Origin of the sequence: Roseofilum sp. Guam (assembly GCF_017746735.1) — a bacterium.
GTDB classification, from domain to species: domain Bacteria; phylum Cyanobacteriota; class Cyanobacteriia; order Cyanobacteriales; family Desertifilaceae; genus Roseofilum; species Roseofilum reptotaenium.
Map to the genome: position 1 here is coordinate 32,355 of NZ_JAGHZN010000019.1, position 19,485 is coordinate 51,839.

Annotated in this window: 16 protein-coding genes; 14 read left to right on the forward strand and 2 right to left on the reverse strand. The window is 41.3% G+C overall.

What is annotated here, in order from left to right; translation table 11 throughout:
- Positions 1 to 11: 11 nt before the first annotated feature.
- From J7529_RS09160 to J7529_RS09220, 13 genes are all read left to right on the forward strand, one after another.
- Positions 12 to 1,988 (forward strand): ATP-binding protein, encoded by a 1,977-nt coding sequence (locus J7529_RS09160; RefSeq protein WP_318728722.1) that lies wholly within the window; start codon positions 12 to 14, stop codon positions 1,986 to 1,988.
- A gap of 200 nt (positions 1,989 to 2,188) precedes the next feature.
- Positions 2,189 to 2,407, forward strand: coding sequence for a hypothetical protein (locus J7529_RS09165; protein ID WP_318728723.1), 219 nt, complete (start codon positions 2,189 to 2,191; stop codon positions 2,405 to 2,407).
- A gap of 150 nt (positions 2,408 to 2,557) precedes the next feature.
- Positions 2,558 to 4,402 carry a fatty acyl-AMP ligase gene (locus J7529_RS09170; RefSeq protein WP_413038859.1) on the forward strand — a complete coding sequence of 615 codons (1,845 nt, stop codon included), beginning with the start codon at positions 2,558 to 2,560 and terminating at the stop codon, positions 4,400 to 4,402.
- Between the two features lie 23 nt (positions 4,403 to 4,425).
- Positions 4,426 to 6,180 carry an acyl-CoA dehydrogenase family protein gene (locus J7529_RS09175; protein WP_318728725.1) on the forward strand — a complete coding sequence of 585 codons (1,755 nt, stop codon included), beginning with the start codon at positions 4,426 to 4,428 and terminating at the stop codon, positions 6,178 to 6,180.
- A gap of 19 nt (positions 6,181 to 6,199) precedes the next feature.
- Entirely contained in the window at positions 6,200 to 6,589 is a 390-nt protein-coding gene (locus J7529_RS09180; protein WP_271944646.1) for an acyl carrier protein, read from the forward strand.
- Between the two features lie 124 nt (positions 6,590 to 6,713).
- Complete coding sequence (locus J7529_RS09185) at positions 6,714 to 8,171, forward strand: MBOAT family O-acyltransferase (RefSeq protein ID WP_413038854.1); 1,458 nt, start codon at positions 6,714 to 6,716, stop codon at positions 8,169 to 8,171.
- A 17-nt stretch (positions 8,172 to 8,188) separates the two neighbouring features.
- Positions 8,189 to 9,148: a hypothetical protein gene (locus J7529_RS09190; RefSeq protein ID WP_271944642.1), complete on the forward strand. Its 960-nt coding sequence runs from the start codon at positions 8,189 to 8,191 to the stop codon at positions 9,146 to 9,148.
- A 2-nt stretch (positions 9,149 to 9,150) separates the two neighbouring features.
- Positions 9,151 to 10,410: an NAD(P)/FAD-dependent oxidoreductase gene (locus J7529_RS09195; RefSeq protein WP_271944640.1), complete on the forward strand. Its 1,260-nt coding sequence runs from the start codon at positions 9,151 to 9,153 to the stop codon at positions 10,408 to 10,410.
- A 24-nt stretch (positions 10,411 to 10,434) separates the two neighbouring features.
- Positions 10,435 to 12,285 (forward strand): DCC1-like thiol-disulfide oxidoreductase family protein, encoded by a 1,851-nt coding sequence (locus J7529_RS09200; protein ID WP_318728727.1) that lies wholly within the window; start codon positions 10,435 to 10,437, stop codon positions 12,283 to 12,285.
- Positions 12,286 to 12,331: 46 nt separating this feature from the next.
- Positions 12,332 to 13,813, forward strand: coding sequence for an MBOAT family protein (locus tag J7529_RS09205; RefSeq protein WP_318728728.1), 1,482 nt, complete (start codon positions 12,332 to 12,334; stop codon positions 13,811 to 13,813).
- Positions 13,814 to 13,834: 21 nt separating this feature from the next.
- Positions 13,835 to 15,028, forward strand: coding sequence for a hypothetical protein (locus tag J7529_RS09210; RefSeq protein ID WP_318728729.1), 1,194 nt, complete (start codon positions 13,835 to 13,837; stop codon positions 15,026 to 15,028).
- Between the two features lie 19 nt (positions 15,029 to 15,047).
- Positions 15,048 to 15,716: a TVP38/TMEM64 family protein gene (locus tag J7529_RS09215; protein ID WP_318728730.1), complete on the forward strand. Its 669-nt coding sequence runs from the start codon at positions 15,048 to 15,050 to the stop codon at positions 15,714 to 15,716.
- Between the two features lie 21 nt (positions 15,717 to 15,737).
- The gene (locus J7529_RS09220) at positions 15,738 to 17,681 is read left to right on the forward strand and encodes a CRTAC1 family protein (protein WP_318728731.1); all 1,944 of its coding nucleotides are present in this window, start codon (positions 15,738 to 15,740) and stop codon (positions 17,679 to 17,681) included.
- A 2-nt stretch (positions 17,682 to 17,683) separates the two neighbouring features.
- On the opposite strand, the gene J7529_RS09225 is transcribed toward J7529_RS09220, so the two are convergent.
- The gene (locus J7529_RS09225; RefSeq protein WP_318728732.1) at positions 17,684 to 18,601 is read right to left on the reverse strand and encodes a sulfotransferase; all 918 of its coding nucleotides are present in this window, start codon (positions 18,599 to 18,601) and stop codon (positions 17,684 to 17,686) included.
- A gap of 83 nt (positions 18,602 to 18,684) precedes the next feature.
- Here J7529_RS09225 and J7529_RS09230 point away from each other — a divergent pair, with 83 nt between their 5' ends.
- On the forward strand, positions 18,685 to 18,828 hold the full coding sequence (locus J7529_RS09230; RefSeq protein ID WP_318728733.1) for a hypothetical protein: 144 nt from the start codon (positions 18,685 to 18,687) through the stop codon (positions 18,826 to 18,828).
- 145 nt (positions 18,829 to 18,973) lie between these two features.
- Here J7529_RS09230 and J7529_RS09235 read toward each other — a convergent pair whose 3' ends face one another.
- Positions 18,974 to 19,363 carry a VOC family protein gene (locus J7529_RS09235; RefSeq protein ID WP_413038860.1) on the reverse strand — a complete coding sequence of 130 codons (390 nt, stop codon included), beginning with the start codon at positions 19,361 to 19,363 and terminating at the stop codon, positions 18,974 to 18,976.
- Positions 19,364 to 19,485: the final 122 nt, after the last annotated feature.

Consider the following 19,485-nt stretch of genomic DNA (forward strand, 5'->3'; position numbering starts at 1 on the left):
TTTATTAAGCCATGACTGATTTATTAAACTACACTTGGCAAAATGAAAATCAACAGGATTTAATCCAAGGGTTAGCCAAACTGCAAGCCAGGATTAATGAAAAAATTAGTCGGGATAGTCCAGCAGAAACAGTCACCGAGGAAGGTGAATCGATTCCTGATTTAGAAGACTCTCAATTTGCCCTCGATCAACTGTGCAGTACGTTTAATCTGTCGAGTTTTGAACGGGATATTTTACTGTTATGTGCGGGTGCAGAATTAGATGAACAGTTTTTAGACTGGTTAAGTCAGCTCCAAGGAATAGCTCAGAAATCTTACCCAACATTTGGGTTAGCCCTCAAACTCTTAGATCGCCCCCATTGGAGCGCTTTAACGCCGGAATCTCCCTTGCGCTACTGGCGCTTAATTGAACTGGGAGCGGGGCCGTCGTTTACCCTGAGTCCTCTGCGAATTGATGAGAGTATTCTGCATTATTTAGCTGGAGTCAAAACTCAACCGTTGCCACTCGAAGCTCTGATCGGATCGCTGGACTTTTCGGTATCGCTAATGGAACATGACCATGAACTGATTCAAACGTTAGTGGATACTTGGGTGGGTGCTGCTAATGGTAAAGAGTTTCCTTTAGTACAACTGTGTGGGGAAGATAGTCGGAGTAAACAGGCGATCGCCACCACTGCATTTGCTAGTCTTAATCTAACCCTCCATCATCTCGATCCCGCTCAACTGCCCTCTAGTCCCCATGATGTGCATCAACTGCTGAGGTTATGGCATCGAGAAGCCTTTCTCAAAGGGTATGCGCTGTTGATTAATTGCGATAAACTTGCCACTCCCCTGAACCAAAACTTAGCGCTCATTAAGCTCATTCAAGAGATTAGCACACCGGTGATTCTGACGAGTAGCGATCGCCTCTCCATCCCCAACCGCTCCATCATCAATCTTGAAGTCCACAAACCCACCCTGACCCAACAATCCCAATATTGGCAAACTCACCTCGATTCATGGGGTATCGAACTTAACGGGCAAGTGCAAACCTTAATTTCCCAATTCAACCTTACCAGTACTCAAATTCAAACGATCTGCGCCCACACCCTCAGTAAAAACCGCAGTGAACCCCCTGAAACTATTACTAAAGAACTGTGGAGAGCCTGCCGCCAACAAGCCCGCCCCCGCATGGACGACCTCGCCCAACGGATCGAAATCAAAGCAACTTGGGATGACCTAGTGCTTCCTGAGACTCAAATGCAAACCTTGCAAACCATGGCTGCTCACCTACGCCAACGGGCAAAAGTCTATGAAAATTGGGGCTTTCGGCGCAAAAGTGGACGCGGCTTAGGCATCAGCGCCCTGTTTTCCGGCCCCAGTGGCACAGGAAAAACGACAGCCGCCGAAGTTCTTGCGAATACTCTGCAATTAGACTTATATAAAATTGATCTAAGCTCTGTAGTCAGTAAATATATTGGTGAAACTGAAAAAAACCTACGCCGCGTGTTTGATGCGGCTGAAAGTGGAGGCACTATCCTATTATTTGATGAAGCCGATGCTCTGTTTGGAAAACGTTCGGAAGTTAAAGATTCTCATGATCGCCACGCTAACATTGAAGTGAGCTATCTTTTGCAACGGATGGAAGCTTATCAAGGTCTTGCTATTCTCACCACTAACCTCAAAGGAGCCTTAGATAATGCCTTTATGCGACGGATTCGATTTATTGTTCCTTTCAATTTTCCTGATATTAAACAACGGGCAGAAATTTGGCGCAGAATTTTCCCCCCGGAAACGCCGACTCAAGATTTAGATATGAACAAACTAGCAAAACTGAGTATTTCTGGAGGAAATATCCGCAATATTGCCCTCAATGCGGCTTTTCTAGCAGCAGAAAATGATGAAGCTGTGCAGATGAAACATATTTTGCAAGCGGCAAAAAGTGAATATGTGAAACTAGAGAAACCTCTCCTCGATAGTGAAGTCAAAGGATGGATCGCTAAACCGTAGTGTTTATAGCACTTCGCACTCTAGTAATAGGCAAAAGCTTGTCTCGCTTAGGGTCTAAGGCTTCAAACTATACCTCATGGAAAAAATATTACAAGCACTCTTGGGTATAGCCTTTGCCCATGAGTATAGCGCTACGTTTTATGGTTAGGACATGTCTAAATCCTATAAGTCTTTCACAGTCTACTGTTGCCCGTTGCCTGTTGCCTAGCGCTACGCACTATATCAACAGTTGCCCTCATCCCCCCATCCTTTGGTTAAAGTTTACAATTTTTCACGATCGCATCACCCATTCGAGCGAGTGCGATCGCGGTCAGGGTGGCAAGGGTCGCCTTTCCAGAATCTGGATGGTGACAGCTCTAGCGATGATGGGTTCCCACCAACAGAAGGGGTTCTATAAAGTTTTAGTAAAGATCTTCTAGAACAGATGACACCTCTAAGAGGTCTGTGCCATAATACTACTTAGATTCTGATTAAAAAATCAAGTACTCCAAGCAAAGTTTAGGTAAAAACTCTAACTCGTCACAAGATAATTCTCTCTTGTGGCTTCGATCTCTATTGGAACGGTATTCATGAGTGTAGAAGTGGAAAACTCTATATCCCCAACTCTCAAGTATGCGACTGTAATTGAGTGTTTGCGGGACTTGGCAGTTAACAAGCCAGATCAATTAGCCTATGTATTTTTAGCGGATGGTAAAAAAGAAACAGACCCATTAACGTATCGTTTGTTGCAGCAGCAAGTCCAGGCGATCGCCGCTTACTTGCAGCAGCATCAAGCCTCAGGGGAACGCGCTCTGTTACTATACCCTCAAGGGGTAGACGTAGTGGCGGCATTCCTCGGTTGTTTATATGCGGGTGCGATCGCCATTCCCGTTCCCCCTCCAGAATCTGGTCGCCTCAAACGCACCCTTCCCAGACTACGAGCCATTATCCAAGATGCCCAAGCTTCTCTGGTACTAACGACGACACAAATTCAGTCCTTAATGGCGGAAGGCTCGGAAGAGTTTCCCGAACTCGAAACCCTGCAATGGATTGATACCTCAACCATTTCCCTAGACCTTGCGAACCAATGGGAAGACCCTCAAGTCACCTCAGAGACCCTAGCCTACCTGCAATACACATCCGGCTCAACCTCAACCCCCAAGGGGGTAATGCTTAACCACAGCAACTTAATGCATCACTGCGGCTATCTGCAAAGAGCCTGTGGATATGATACCAACAGTATCAGCGTTACCTGGATGCCCTACTTCCATGACTATGGCTTAGTAGAAGGAATGATGGTTCCTTTATTTAACGCCACCCCCTGCTACATCATGTCGCCCTTTTCCTTCATTAAACAACCCTTGCGGTGGTTGCAAGCCATGTCCAAGTACAAGGCGACTCATAGCCAAGCTCCTAACTTTGCGTATCACCTCTGTGTACGCCGGGTTAAGCCCAAGCAACTCGAAACTCTTGATTTAAGCTCTTGGGAAGCCGCTGGAAATGCGGCAGAACCGATTAACCCAGAAGTCATGCGCACCTTTTATGAAACCTTTGAATCCTGTGGGTTTCGCTGGAATACCTTTGCCCCTTCCTATGGTTTAGCCGAAAATACCCTCTTAGTATCAACAAAACCCAAACTCACCGATCCCGTATTTCTCCCTGTAGATACAGCCGAACTAGAACAAAATCGGGTAGTGACGGCTTCACCAGATGAAGAAGGAGTACGAATCTATCCCTCCTGTGGTCGCTTAGTCTGTGAAACTGAAGTGGCGATCGTTGAGCCGAGTACCTTAACCCGATGCAATGAGCAAACTGTTGGGGAAATTTGGGTCAAAGATCCCAGCGTCGCTCAGGGATATTGGCAGCGGCCAGAAGCCACAAAAGAAACCTTCCAAGCCTATACTAAAGATACCCAAGAAGGGCCTTTTCTACGCACGGGTGACTTAGGATTCCTCCATGAAGGAGAGATTTATATTACAGGTCGAATCAAAGATCTGATTATTATTCACGGGACAAACCACTATCCCCAAGACCTGGAATGGACGGTGCAAGGACTTCATCCAGACTTGCGATCCGATTATGGTGCCGCCTTCTCCATTGAAGCAAAAGGACAAGAACAACTGGTTATTGTTCAAGAAGTCGAACGCAAAGCCCAAAATTTCGATACGGAAAAAGTCATTGGCGATATTCGTCAGGCCATTTCTGAAATTCATGAAATCCAACCCTATGCGATCGTATTAGCTAAAGCGGGGAATATTCTCAAAACAGCCAGTGGCAAAATTCAACGGCGAGCCTGTCGTAACAACTTCTTAGAAGGGAACTTAACCGTGGTTGCAGACTGGTGTGAAAATCCCAAATTCTCGATTACCTATCGCAATTTACAAAGTGAAGTAGACTCCCTTGCTTCCGAGCTTCAATCTCAATCTCAATCTTGATTCTGTTATCTTTGGAAAAGTCCATGCAGCAACTGAAACAATATTGCCTAGCTGAAAAGCTAGAACAGGCTCTGGGGAATCCAGAATCTCCCGATAATATCATGTCCTATAAACAGGTCGTTGATATTGATGAATCAGAAGCATTTCCCCATGAGCAAGTAAACTGGCTCTATGACTGGAAACTTCAGAACTACTATGTTCCCCAGCAATATGGGGGTGAGTTTACCTCCTTTGAAGAGTTTGTTGCTATTGTTCGGGTCTTATGTCGCAGAGACCAAACCATTGGTATTGCCTTTACAACCATGTTTTGGTCATTTATTACCTGGATGGCCGGTACTCCAGAGCAAAAAGCTTGGTTATCGAATTACATGAGAAATGAAAATGGTGCCATGTGTCTTGGTTATTCCGAACGGGAACATGGCGCTGATTTAACAGGAGGAGACCTCAGTGCCAAGAAAGTCGATGGAGGTTACCTCTTAAACGGAGAAAAATGGCCGATTAACCGGGCAACCATTTCTGGTGTTTCTTACATTTTAGCCAAAACAGAGGACAGTGCAGCAGCCAGAAGCCTGTCCCTATTTATGGTAGATAAAAGCCGTCTAAATCCCGATCAGTATTACAATTTGCCCAAAATTTTGACCCATGGAATTCGGGCATCAGATATGAGTGGTATTGGGTTCAAAGATTGCTTTGTTCCTGATGATATGCTCTTGAAAGAAGAAGGTGCCGGATTAGAGTTAGCCCTGAAAGGATTCCAAATTACGCGCACCTTGTGTTCTGCATTTTCCCATGGAGCCGCAGACACAGCTTTGAGAACTACCCTAAAATTTGCCCTCTCACGGGCGGTTTATGGAACAACTGTTTTTCAGATGCCCCAACCCCGCCATACTTTGGTCAATGCATTTTTGGATCTTCTCATCTGTGAGTGTGAAACGATCGCCTCAGCTAGGGGATTTCATGTTGTCCCCCAACAATTCAGTGTTTGGGCAGCCGTCGTCAAGTATTTCGTCACCATTCAACTGGAGAACATGATTAATGATATCTCCGTGGTGTTGGGTTCACGATTCTATATGCGTGAAGAACATGATTCGGGGATTTTCCAGAAAGTTTTACGAGACAATTCAATTATTAGTGTATTTGATGGCAGTAGTGTCGTGAATCTCCATGCCTTGTTGCTCCAATTTCGTCAAATTTCTAAATCTAGATCCAGACGAAATGACACTAAAATGGAACAAATTGGTCAGCGTCTGAATACGATCTTTGCCTTAGATCAAGAGCTTCCTAAGTTTGAACCAGAGAAATTAGAATTAGTTGGCCGTGGGGCGGATGATGTTCTACAAGGCTTAGAAATTACTTTAGGCCAGCTTAAGATGCTGAAAGAGAAAAATGCAGTCAGCCCAGAAATTATTGAACCCCTGATTGCCTTGACTCAAGCTATTCTTGAGGAGCTTGATGCCCACGATCAATTCATTGCTAACTCAGCCTTTGAATATGGTCACAATCAATCCCCAGAACTGTTTGAGTTGGCGAAAAAATATTGCACCTTACATGCAGCAGCTTCATGTGTGCAGATGTGGGTTTATAATCGGGAAAACCTAGATGAGTTTTTCGCTGAGGGCAAATGGCTGATTCTAAGCCTAAATCGACTGTTAGCCCCCTTCGGGCGATCGCATCCGGTTCCTGCTCCCTATATGGAAACCGTTGCCCAGCAACTCGTTAAGCTGTATGAACAGAAACAAATGTTCTCTATTGTTCCTTTCCAACTAGCAACTCTCTAAACAGAGGAGACTCCAACCCATGCAAGTTCAAAATTCTACGTCCGAACAAACTCAAACTGAACAATCACCTGTTGAAGTGCTGCAAACTTGGCTGGTTAACCAGTTAGCTGAAGTATTGTCTAAAAAACCAGACGAAATTGATGTTAGCGAATCTCTAACTCGCTATGGTTTAGATTCCATTGATGCGGTAACCTTAGTGGGAGACTTAGAAGATTGGCTAGATCTAGATGATGTAGAATTACCCTCTACTCTATTTTGGGATCACCCCACCATTGAAAATGCAGCCCAATATTTAGTATCTGAATTTGATATTTCTGACTTGGATAGTTCAGAGGGAGAAGAAGCCAAGGCGGCACCAGCAGAAAAAACGAAGAAATCAGGCTGGGGTGGATTCTTTAAAGGTAAGTAAACTGAACCCTTATTTTTCCCCTGACAGCTATACTTTTGAAGTTAAGGAGGGGTTCTTCTCTCCTTAGCTGTTGAAGATCAAGTCTCACCCCACCGATCACAGCGTTAAGAGAGGAAGCCACTCATTGAACTTCTCCGATTTTTCTTTCTGGTGGATTCTGTTTTTATTTTCAGTTCCATTTTTTACAATTAGGCTCATTGGCAAAAGTTTTAACTTGTGGCCAAGGTATTTGGATACCTTGGGCTTAATGTTTCTGTCCCTAATTTTATTCTTAAATGCTAGCTTCTCCAGCTTCATTATCTTCATCTTTCAGGTTATCTTTAATTACCTGATGGTGAAGTTTATGTTGCAGTATAAAGGTTGGAAAGCCTATCTAGTGGCGGCAACCTTAATTATTTTTGATGTCAGTGTTTTAGCTTACTTCAAATACTTAACTTTCTTGGTTGAAGATGTGATCGGTTTAGGGTTTACGATCCCTTCTAACTGGAAACAAACGTTTCCGCTACCGGTATTCCAGCAAATTCCACCAGGCATCTCCTTCTATACGTTTCAAATGGTGGCTTTCGTTGTTGATTCCTATGTCTCTAAGCGGAAAAAGCCGATTAATTTTGTCGATTATGTAAACTTTATTGCCTTTTTCCCCCAAATTGTTGCGGGTCCAATTGAACGGCGTAGTCAACTTTTACCCCAGCTCCAAGGCTTTCAGTTTAAGTTTACTGTGGAAAACTTAGAATATGGGTTGCGCTGGTTATCCTTAGGGATGTTCATGAAATTTGTCCTTGCCGATAACATTGCCCCTTATATTGAGTTACAAGAAACCAGTAATGCTTGGTTTATTTGGTTCCATGCCTTTCTCTTTACCCTCAGAATTTACTTTGACTTTGGGGGCTATAGTTTTATGGCGGTGGGCATTGCAAAGTTTTTTGGAGTCAAGCTAGAGCTTAATTTTTTAGCCCCCTATACCTCTGTTAGTATTCAGGAATTTTGGCGGCGCTGGCATATTACCCTAAGTAACTGGTTCCGAGATTATGTGTTCATCCCTTTGATGGGCCGAAACAAAAAATGGGCCCCCTTTTACTTATTTGTTACGTTTACATTGTCCGGTTTTTGGCATGGAGCCGCCTGGAATTTTATCCTCTGGGGCGCTTATCATGGAGGACTCCTTCTGGTTTTACGATACGCCGGTCGTCCCTTCCAAAAGCTGATAGGACAGTGGACTTCTAAAACTGAGTTTATCTCTTGGGGATTAACGTTTGTCTCTGTAACGTTGGGTTGTCTATTCTTCATGGATACTAATATCGGTCGATTAGTCCTGAAGTTAAAATCCTTAATTAATCCGTTGGCTTATTCTTTTGGTAATTTTACATCCGTTTTTAGGGATTATAATACCAATCAAATGAGTGCTTTAATGGTCACCCTGGCTTTAGCTTTAGGAGTTCTCTTTCTTGAACATTTGGCCGTTTGGCAAAAACGAGCAGAATATGATATCTTGGTGTCCCCTTGGGTTTCCAGAGGATTATTAGGATTGGCTATTTTGCTTGGGGCAAATACTCCTTCAGAGTTTATCTATTTTGATTTCTAAACTAGATTGAGAAACCTATGCAGACAGCACTAAGATTAGGCAGTTGGGTATTAATTGCGGGAATAGCATGGGGTATCGGCTATTACCATAATGCTCGCTATGGGGGGAATTTGAGTTGGTTACGGAGGTTATATGAATCGAAGATGGCGATCGCCTCTGAACCCATAGAAGCCCCCCGCAGACTCCTGATTATGGGAGGATCGGGTGCTCATTTCACCATTGATTCCGTCCTCTTGCAGGAGCAACTCGGTATCCCGGTCTTAAATCTCGGATTAGACGGTCCAGTGGGATTAAATGTCATTTTACCCAGTATTCTCCAGCATGTTCAGCCTGGAGATGTGGTATTGTTGATTCCAGAATACAATTTCGTTTTGTGGGATGACGATGGAATTAGCGATCGCTCCGCTGCTCTAGCCATTGCCACCGGACAACCCACAGTTGGCAATATTCCTGCCAAAGAACTTGCTCAAGAAGGCTTCTTATTAGGCGTTCTCACCCTTCGGGGAGCCGTTGAATCCACATGGGACTTAATTGAAGAAGGAAAATTAACCGGTTACTATTCAGATGTCACCGCCCAAGGAGACCCCATTGCTTATCAAGAGCGTACTGGAAAGTGGTGGCAAATGGTCGTTAACAAACCCCCTTCCAAACATGCAATTAAGCGGATTAGTCAGTTTAAAACTGAAGTGGAAGCCAAAGGCGGTACACTCATCCTATCGTTGCCTTGGATTTATGGCGATAGAAACGACAAAACCATCAAAAATGTACAAATCACCATCGAAAAACTCGAAAAAATAGCTCCCTTAATTTACGATCCAGATACCTTAAATGTTCAAAGTAATGTTAGCTGGTTTGCCGATACCCATTACCATTTAAATCCTGAAGGGAGGAAAGTTAGAGGTGAGCAGCTTGTCAAAGAATTGAAACCCATTCTAGATTCTTTACCCGAACCCAATCCCACCTCTGGCCAAAACTGATCATGCATACTCCTATTGATCTTTCCTCCCCTCATACAAGCATTCAATCCCCTTTCAAGGTCTGTATTCTTGGGGGAGGATTTGGAGGACTCTATGCGGCCTTATATCTCCAGCGCTTTTCTGAACTACAAGTCACCCTCATCGATCAAAACGATCATATTTTATTTACCCCTTTACTCTATGAATTAATTACCAATGAACTTCAAATTTGGGAAATTGCCCCCCCCTTCTCGAAGTTAATTCGCCAGAAAAAAATCAAATTCTATCAAGATCATATCCTAGGAACTGATTTAAAAAAACAGCAAGTTTACCTACAAGACAGGGGAGAACTTCAGTATGATTATTTGATTATTGCAGTAGGAGTAAAGAGTCTGATCGATAATGTCCCTGGAGTCAAAGAACATGCTGTCAGTTTTCGGACTCTAAAGGATACTGAATTTTTAAAAAAGAAATTACAGGATTTTCGGAGTCTAAGCAAAGCTCCTGTCCAAATAGCCATTGTCGGAGGGGGGCCTTCTGGAGTCGAATTAGCCACGAAAATTGCAGACTATTTAGGACAGAAAGCAGAAGTCCGTTTAATTACGAGGGGAGATAGAATTCTGCGATCTTTTACCAAAGCAACTCGCCTCACCGCTGAAAAAGCACTGGAAGAAAGAAACGTAAGGATTAGTTTCCTAACCCAAGTTAACTTAGTCCAAGCCAATCGGTTAATCGTCGAACAAGCCAATGAAACCATAACATTGCCGACTGACTTAGTGATTTGGACAACAGGGACTAAAGCGCGATCGTGGGTTTTAGATCTAGACTGTGAACATAATCGTTATGGACAATTATTAGTCGAACCTACCCTTCAGTTAAAAGGATATCCAGAAGTATTTGCCTTGGGCGATATTGCCGATATCCCCAGTAACTCAGAAATTCCCCGGACAGCTCAAGCTGCATATCAACAAGCACCAGTTGCAGCCAAAAATCTCCGGTCTAGAGTCCACCAAAAACGACTCAAAAAGTTTCGGTATCTTCATTTAGGCGAAATGATAACCGTAGGAGTGAATGACGCAGCAGTATCTAGCTTTGGTCTACATTTTCATGGATCGCTTGCTTTTTTATTTAGAAATCTGGTTTATTTAATTAGGATGCCCACGATCTCTCATCGCCTACAAGTTTTCCTCAGTTGGTTACAAGGATGGTGGATGGGATGGGTAAATTGGATTTTTAAAACTCGAAAACGTAAAGCTAAAAACTATCCCACAGGTATTCAATAGAACTTTAAAATAGAGGGTCATACAATGGTGAGTGAAAGCAAGTCAGTCTTATCTCCCTGGCGCAATAAACTAGAACAGATATTTGGGTTAGACTTGCGCTCTTTTGCCTTATTCCGAATCGGTTTATCCCTCGTCTTAATCGCCGATTTATTGATCCGCTCTAGAGATATCCGAGACCTATACTCTAATGAAGGTGTTTTACCCACACCTGTCTTATTTGAACTTCTCAAACCTGGGTATTGGTCAATTCATGCTCTCAGCGGTCAAACCATTGTTCAAGCCCTATTATTTTCCTTTGCTTTACTCATGGCATTAGGAATGCTGGTTGGGTACAGAACTCGATTAGCCACCATTGCATCTTGGGCCTTATTAATTTCTCTTCATAATCGCCATCCATTTGTTATTTTTGCTGCTGATGATGTAATTAGGGCACTAATGTTTTGGGCCATGTTTTTACCTTTAGGAGCCACCTATTCCATCGATAGTGCGCTCAACTCTTCACGTGAAAAACTTCCCAAACGAATTTTAACTGGGGCAACCTTAGCCTTACATTTTCAGCAATGCTATATCTATATGTTTTCTGCTGCCTTCAAAGTCAGTAGTTCAATTTGGTTCCCTGACGGCGATGCAGTTTATTACGCTTTTAGTTTTGATCAATATGCTACTCCAGTCGCTGAATGGGGTTTGAATTTCCCCCCGCTCATGACTCTGGCAACTCATTCCACATTAGTGATTGAATGGTTAGGCCCTTTATTGCTATTTGTCCCCTTTCGGACTCCTATCGTTAGAACGCTCACAGTTATAACGTTTATTCTTCTCCATATTAGCTTTGGCTTAGGATTTGAAATTGGAATTTTTCCATTTCTTAGCAGTGCAAGCTGGTTGGTTTTTCTTCCGAGTGAATTTTGGGATTATCTCGAAAAGCGTGTAGCCACTCCACAACGCATGGGATTAAAAATTTACTATGACGCAGAGTGTGGTTTTTGCAAAAAAGTAGTTTATCTACTACGAACGTTCTTAGTTCTACCCGGTACTACTCCCCTCACCTGCGCTCAAAATGAACCCTCAATTTACGCTGATATGGAAGCCTACAATTCTTGGGTAGTGGTGGATTGGCAAGAGAAGCGCCGTTTTAAGTGGGACGCGATCGCCTATGTAGTTAGTTTATCTCCCATCTTCAAGCCTTTTGCCAGAGTTTTACGTTGGCAACCCTTAATGAATTTGGGTAATAAATTCTATGAGACTATTGCCAATAACCGTAAATTTGCCGGTAAGTTTACCGCTCCCTTTAAATTCCGTCCATTAGTTGTTCGACCATCTTCTTTCTTAAGTGTAGTGGCGATCTTGCTATTTACTTATGCCACCTTTTGGAACATTAAAAAATTAGCCAACAGAACCCTAAGTCGAGACCATAACATCAATCGAATTCTATCCAAAAGAACTTTTCAGAGAATAGAAGGATTTGGCGGTTTAACTCGCTTAGATCAAGGATGGAGTATTTTTGCCCCCTCTCCTCCTAAAGATGATGGCTGGCACATCATTCAAGGCCAACTGAAAGATGGCACATTCGTAGATCTTCTCAACCGAACAACAGGAGAAGTAAGTTGGGAAAAACCCACTCTCAAACAACGGAATCGCTGGTATCCAAACATGCAGTGGCGAACCTATTATATCAACCTGAATCGATCGATTGGTAAACGTCTTTATCCTTATTTCGCTGACTACTTATGCCGAACTTGGAATCAAAATCATACCGGTGAACAACAAATGGATCAAATCACAGTCTATTTTATGGATGAGCGCACTGTCCCACCAGGGGAAGACCAAACTGTTGAACAAACAACCCATTGGGATCAATCTTGTTCTAATGAGTAACCAAAGTTAACTCAGTTTTGATAGTTCTCTTTTCTCAAAAACAAAAATGCTGTTCAACTCTTACATTTTTATTTTTGTATTTTTACCGATAACCTTAACGGTATTTTTGACTTTAAATCAATTCAAATTGATCAAAGCATCTCAAGTTTGGTTAACTGCGGCTTCCTTTGCATTTTATGCCTATTGGAATATTGCTTACTTGCCCCTCCTGTTCATATCCGTTATTTTTAACTATCAAATGGGAAAGAGCATTGCCTATGCTCAACCCAAAAGTCAATCTGCTAAAACCTTACTCTGGATCGGGATTACTCTCAATTTAGTCACGATTGGTTACTACAAGTATGCGAACTTCTTCATCACTTCTGCCAACCAAGTTATTCAGGCTAACTTCTCTATTCCTACAATTATTTTACCCTTAGCAATCTCTTTTTATACCTTTACCCAAATTGCTTATCTGGTCGATGCCTATCGAGGAGAAACGAAAGACCTCAACTATGATATTTTAACCTATAGCTTATTTGTCGTCTTCTTTCCTCAATTGATTGCTGGCCCTATTCTTCGTCATGATGAATTGATCCCGCAATTACGGAACTTTAGGAAGTATATTTTTTCCCATGAGAATTTTAGCCGAGGTCTAGTATTATTTAGCCTGGGATTATGTAAGAAGGTTTTAATCGCGGATAATCTTTCCCCTTGGGTCGCTACCGTATTCGATCACCCCAATGAAATTACTTTCATTGAATCCTGGGTTGGTGTACTCAGTTATACCTATCAACTGTACTTTGACTTCTCTGGCTACTCTGATATGGCGATCGGTTTAGGATTATTGTTTAATATTAACTTACCCATTAACTTTAATTCCCCTTACAAAGCCACGTCCATTAGTGATTTTTGGCGACGTTGGCACATTACTTTATCTAACTTCCTGCGGGATTATCTCTATATTCCTCTAGGAGGTAGTCGTCAAGGGGAAGTTCAGCGTTATACTAATCTAATGATGACCATGTTGCTTGGGGGATTATGGCATGGTGCAGGTTGGACTTATGTGATCTGGGGAGGACTGCACGGTTTCTATCTTTGTGTTAATCATGGTTGGCGTAAGTTAAATATTTCTCTACCTAAGCTTCTATCGTGGTTAATTACGTTTTTGTCTGTTATTGGAGCCTGGGTTTTATTTAGAGCCGATACCCTATCGAACGGGCTGAAAATTTTACAAGTTATGATGGCTGGAAATGGATTGGTTTTACCTGGAGAGCCAACCGGAAGACTGGCTATATTAACTCAATTTGGAATTCAAGTTCAATCCTGGCGATCATTGAATTACTTGCCAGAGTTTTGGGATAGCGATCGCTTACCATTTGTGATTCTAGTCCTCTTAACCATTGCTGTCAAATATATGCCAAATACCCAAGAACTGATGCACAAATTCAAACCTGATTTTATCTGGTCTTGTTGCCTGGGTTTATTAACCGGAATCTGCTTATTATCTATGAATCGTGTATCAGAATTTTTGTATTTTCAGTTCTAACTTATTCCCTATGAATCAAAAATGATCTATAAAAGTAATCTGCCTTTTAAAAGAAAAAACAAAAAGTACATATTTTTTAATATTTTATTCTTTTCATTTATGGCCCTACCGTTAATTGTCGTGGGGAGCTTCAATATGATAATTGATCCATACGGAGTATATGATGAAAAATTTGTGGTTTATGGATTAAATCATCATAAACCCAACAAGGAAAATAATGATAGGCTCTATAAAGCCATAGAGATTATTCATCTTAAACCCAATACTATTTTACTTGGCTCATCCAGAATGAAAAGAGCTTTAGATCCCAATCATCCATCCCTACAAACTTTTGCCCCTGTTTATAACCTAGGTCTTAATGGTGCAAATATTTATGAACTGAGGAGATATGTTGAGCACACACTCGTGAATAATCCAAATTTACAGAGAGTGATTTTAGGGTTGGATTTCTTTATGTTTAATGCAAATTTAGACAATCAGCCCAGTTTTACTGAGTCTCGTTTAGAAAAAAAACATATTGTTTTTGAAGATTTTCTCAATACTCTGTTATCTTTAGATACCCTGGAAGCGAGCCAAGAAACTATTGAAGCAAGTGTAGAAGGATCGGAGAATGAAGAAGCATTATCACAACAGGGGTTCTTGCCTTACTTCAAGAAAGAGGACGGTAATACAACCATTCGATTTGAGGGATCTACAAAACTTTATTTTAAGTTACATCATGATTATAAACTATCAGAAGAATATATTCACGAGTTTCAAAAAATTGTTGATCTGTGTCAAAAACATAATGTAGAATTGATTATTTATTTTTCTCCTGCTCATGCGATTCGACTAGAATCAATTTATGCCAGTGGGAAATGGAGTGTTTTGGAAGATTGGAAAAGACGAATGGTTTCGATCGCGCCTGTTTGGGATTTTTTCAATTATAATAGTATTACGACTGAACCCCTATCTGAAACTATGAATAATTATGTTGATGACTCTCATTATATAAAGCCGATTGGGGACTTGGTTGTGAATCGTGTTTTAGGTAATGAAGAGAAAAAAGAGTTTGATGATTTTGGGCTTCTTTTAACTCCTAAAAATATAGATAATGTTCTGGATAAAGATCGTATCAATAGAGAAATTTGGGCAAAAAATAATCGTCAAGCAGTAGACTTTGTGAACTCAATAAAATTAGATGTCCTGGCGAGTCTTGAAAGCCAAAATAGATAGCCGATCTTTATTAGGTTGAATGAAAGGTATTTTTCTGATTATTTTTGTTATTAGTATTATTGTGACTCTAGCAGGGGTTTACGGGTTGGCGGGAGTTGATTCTTCAAAACTGGAGCTTTGGCTAGAATCTACAGGATTTTGGACTCCACTCTTTTTTATGATGATTTATATCATCTCAACCTTGCTAATTTTGCCAACTACACCTCTAAATTTGATGGGGGGAGTAATATTTGGGCCTTGGTTGGGATTATTTTGGACGAGTTTAGCGTCCATTATTTCTGCCTTAATTGGCTTTGGATTTACTCGAATAAAGGGGCAAAAAATGGTGTCTGATAAGCTTAAAGGTTATTGGAAAGCTATGGATGCGGAAATTTATCAAGGAGGTGTATTCTATATTTTTGCTATTCGCCTGCTGCCGGTTATTCCTTACGGAATCGTTAATTTTGCGGCGGGTTTAACATCAGTCAGTTTTAAAGATTATCTGTTAGGCACAGCGATCGGAACGATATTGGGTCTGTTTCCTTTTATTCTATTGGGAAGTGAAGGTGTTAAGGCAATTCAAACTGGAGAAATTTTGCCTTTATTGGCAGCATTTGCTCTTTCTGGCCTATTAATTGGTATGGCGACATGGTATCGTCGTCGTCGGATGATTTCTAGAGAAATTATCGAGAAAATAAATCCTAAATAAACATAAACAGAGAGTGTGAACATGAAACGCAATATTCTTATATTATTTATTCTTGGATTAGTGAGTTTATCTATTATCCTATGGACACAGCGAGATCTGGATCAGTATCCATTAAATATTGATTCTGGTTATACTCAAGAAAATCTGGACTCTGTCTATTCTCTCTTTGATTTAGGGGTGGCTGATATTAATCAAGATACCTATTTAGATATCTATTCTGCCAATCATAACGCCCGGCAAATTTTCGATATTAATCAGCAAGGTCAAGGATTTGAAAATAAAATTTATGATTTAGGATTTCCTCAAAATTATGAAGTTACAGAGCAACCTGTTTCTGATCTGCTTTTGAATAGACCAGATCCTGGATTATACATTTATTGGCATAACTATCAATTAACGATCGCTGCCCAAAATCTCTCCAATCCAGAAGACTTTAGTGGATTAGTCATTGTCCCTCTATCAGCGACTCCCGTAACTTCGGGCGATCTATCCATTAAAATCAATGATACGAATGCTTTATCTGGGGGACTCGATAAAGTCAGGTTGGTGAACTTCCAGATCAAAGGCAATGGTCGTTTATCGATCGCCTTTCCCGCATCTTATCCTTTTTTCCCACCATTTTTCAAACTCAATTCTGAATCGGATTTAACCCAGGTTTATATCGATTCTAACTTTGGATCTCCCCCCTCCCATGATTTTTCCCTACCTCCGATTAATGCCTTACCTCATATGGATCGGCATGGTATGGCTTGGAATGATTATGACAATGACGGAAATTTAGATGTGGTGATTGTACGGGGTGGTATGGTTGGGAAGATGCCAGAACTTGCACCTAATGCTACTGATGAATTAATGTTGCAAACCCGATCTGGCTTTGAAGATATTGCTGAACAAGTTGGGTTAAAAAAACAAGGTTGTGCAGCACGACAAGTGGCTTGGGTTGATTTTGACCAAGATAATCTGCTGGATCTTTATACTATGTGTGGACGGCATTGGCCGCCAAATTCTTTGCAAGCGAATCAACTCTATCGCCAAATCTCTGAAGGTCGTTTCATTGATCTGGCACAAGAGAAAAATTTAGCTATGTCTGATATGGGTTGGTTTGTATGGTTAGATGTGGATAACGATCGCGATATGGATCTGTTTTGGGCTGATGAAACCACGTTTTGGCTCTACAGAAACCAAGCGGGAAGCTTTGTCGCTGAAAAGCTAGGGGAACAGGAGCGTTCAGTTAATCAGCTCACGATCGCCGATTATGATAATGATGGAGACTTAGATTTATTTGCCGCCTCTAGAAGAGGAAGTGTATTATTTACAAATAATCAAGGTGAATATACGGCTACCGATCCTGAATCTATTGGACTTCCTTCTAGAGCCTTTGCTGCTAACTGGGTCGATTATGATAATGATGGGTTAACTGATTTATATACGTTGCGGTATGGAATGTATCGCCAACGTCCTAATCACACCTTTGAGAAAATTAATCTATTACAGGTTAATTCACCTAAGACATTTGGAGGATATGCTTATTGTACTTGGTTTGATGCCGATAATGATGGCGATCGCGACTTACTGATCGGTAAATCAGAAGAAATGTCTTGGTGGGAAAAACAACAAAAGAAAGCCGAGGATATTGCTGAATTAAGCAAATCTAGCAAGTCTAAAGTGTTGCTCTATCGGAATCCTGGAAATGAGAACCATTGGTTACAAATAGAATTGAAAGGGGCTGCGGGCAATACAGTCGCTATTGGTGGTAAAGTTAAAGTCATTACCGAAAATGGGACTCAATTCCAGCAAGTGGGTCAAGCAGATGGGGCTTGGCGATCTCAAGGTCACTACCGACTCTACTTTGGTTTAGGACAGCAAGATAAAGTTGAGTCCATTCAAGTCACTTGGCCCAATGGAAAAACTCAAGACATTCCCAACCCAGAAATTGATAAACTCTTAATTATCCAGCAAGTCTAAGCTCATGAGTCTAACCAAGCAATCTCTCGATGCAAAATCTCTTTAAGGTTGATAATATCAGACCGAAAGACTTCATTCAGAGATTGTCTTAACTCCATGGATAAGGGGGGAATAGGGGCACTATTCCATTGCTTCAAGTTTTTGATTAACTTCTGATATAAAGACCGTGGTAGCCATTTTTCTAGAAATGACTTTAAGGGATTAGAGGTATATAAAAACTGATGGACTAATTTATTTTTCGGCCAATATCCTTGATTTTTTCGTCCTTCAACATTTGGGACAAAAGTATCATCTACCCCTAGATAATGATACACTTCCTTCATTGTCCCTAGGGGATCTTGGCGAAAATCATCATATACAATAATTTTTAGTTGTTCTGGGGGAAAGTAATCTAAATATCGCTTAATTTGTTCTGAATACATCCCCACTTGAGTATAATGCCAATCCCAACCCCAACGATTATTGATTCTCTCTTGTTCTTGGTCTAAAGCATCTTCTAAGGATAAAGGTTCTAGTAAATGCCGGATATTCATCACATAATGGGAATACAACCGATCCACCGGATTTCGTAACATAACAATCATTTTTATATCCGGAAGATAGTTCTTAATCTTTTCCGGGGCTTGGGGAAAATAAAGATATCTGACTGAGGCTTCGCCAATGGCACTTTCTCCAGAGACCCTATCAAACAATTGTTGATAACTTTGCCAATCAGTAATCGTGTTTTGATATAATCTTTTACACAAAATTTCTGGAGGTTCTGGCCCGATAAATGGGGGTAACTTCATCCCTTCAAAGACAAAAAAGTTAGGTTCTTTAGGATTAGACATGAACACCTGGGGATGCTGTTTGAGGTAATTCCAGACAGAGCTAGTCCCGGATTTTGCTGCCCCTAGAAGGATAAAGTTGGGAAGAGTCATTGTATGTTAACCTCAACCAGAAGTATGGAATAAATGAGTATTAAACTAGAATACGATACGATAGCTCCGTCTAGCCAAGGCAATTGAACTCAAGGAGTCCAGAGTATCCTGTAATACAGATTAATCGTGCAAAAAGGCGATCGCCCAGATTGACCCTAGAAGGAATTGTAGCCGATTATTCACCCTTAAGCCAAGAGCCGGTGCGATCGGCGATCGCTATAGATTAAGCTACGATCAAGTAATTATTCCTCAAGCTGTTTATGATGAAATGGCTGCTTTCGGTTATACCGTTGCCAAAGTCAAAAATGTCTTGGTTCTTAGATTGAGTTTAACTTCGTTCAACCCAACCTACAGCTTGTCTTACTGAAGACCTTACCTCTGCTCTGCGTAGTTTGAAACTTCAATCAAATTACCATCTGGATCTCGAAAATAAAACGACATAATTGAACCGGTTGCCCCCGTTCGTTTTATTGGTCCCTCAATTACCTCAACCCCTTGGCTGATGACATGAGACATGGCTTCTTCTAAGTCTGTTTCGGTAATAAAGCATAAATCTTCAGAGCCTGGAGTGGGTAAGTTAGCTTTGGGTTCAAATTCTTTGTCAACTTCATGGAGATTGATTTTTTGATTTCCAAATTTTAAGGCGATTCTTCCTGCTCCAAACACCTCTTTCTCCATTCCTATGACTGATTCATAGAACTTTACAGTTATTTCTATATTCTGAACGGTTAGAACAATATGATCGATTCTGGAAATTTTCATAAGGCTTTCACTATTCACTCGTTCTCACTCAACTAACCGGATAAATCCTCTAAAGACAATGGTTGCCCCTGAGCGATCGCCAAACGCCCCCTACATCTAGAGTCATAAATCTTCGTTAACTG

What these genes read in the sequence shown, in the direction of transcription:
- J7529_RS09210 (WP_318728729.1), top strand. Translation starts at nt 13,835, where the DNA reads ATGATCTATAAAAGTAATCTGCCTTTTAAAAGAAAAAACAAAAAGTAC.
- J7529_RS09190 (WP_271944642.1), top strand. Translation starts at nt 8,189, where the DNA reads ATGCAGACAGCACTAAGATTAGGCAGTTGGGTATTAATTGCGGGAATA.
- J7529_RS09200 (WP_318728727.1), top strand. Translation starts at nt 10,435, where the DNA reads ATGGTGAGTGAAAGCAAGTCAGTCTTATCTCCCTGGCGCAATAAACTA.
- J7529_RS09175 (WP_318728725.1), top strand. Translation starts at nt 4,426, where the DNA reads ATGCAGCAACTGAAACAATATTGCCTAGCTGAAAAGCTAGAACAGGCT.
- J7529_RS09160 (WP_318728722.1), top strand. Translation starts at nt 12, where the DNA reads ATGACTGATTTATTAAACTACACTTGGCAAAATGAAAATCAACAGGAT.
- J7529_RS09170 (WP_413038859.1), top strand. Translation starts at nt 2,558, where the DNA reads ATGAGTGTAGAAGTGGAAAACTCTATATCCCCAACTCTCAAGTATGCG.
- J7529_RS09215 (WP_318728730.1), top strand. Translation starts at nt 15,048, where the DNA reads ATGAAAGGTATTTTTCTGATTATTTTTGTTATTAGTATTATTGTGACT.
- J7529_RS09235 (WP_413038860.1), bottom strand. Translation starts at nt 19,363, where the DNA reads ATGAAAATTTCCAGAATCGATCATATTGTTCTAACCGTTCAGAATATA.
- J7529_RS09195 (WP_271944640.1), top strand. Translation starts at nt 9,151, where the DNA reads ATGCATACTCCTATTGATCTTTCCTCCCCTCATACAAGCATTCAATCC.
- J7529_RS09205 (WP_318728728.1), top strand. Translation starts at nt 12,332, where the DNA reads ATGCTGTTCAACTCTTACATTTTTATTTTTGTATTTTTACCGATAACC.
- J7529_RS09225 (WP_318728732.1), bottom strand. Translation starts at nt 18,601, where the DNA reads ATGACTCTTCCCAACTTTATCCTTCTAGGGGCAGCAAAATCCGGGACT.
- J7529_RS09180 (WP_271944646.1), top strand. Translation starts at nt 6,200, where the DNA reads ATGCAAGTTCAAAATTCTACGTCCGAACAAACTCAAACTGAACAATCA.
- J7529_RS09220 (WP_318728731.1), top strand. Translation starts at nt 15,738, where the DNA reads ATGAAACGCAATATTCTTATATTATTTATTCTTGGATTAGTGAGTTTA.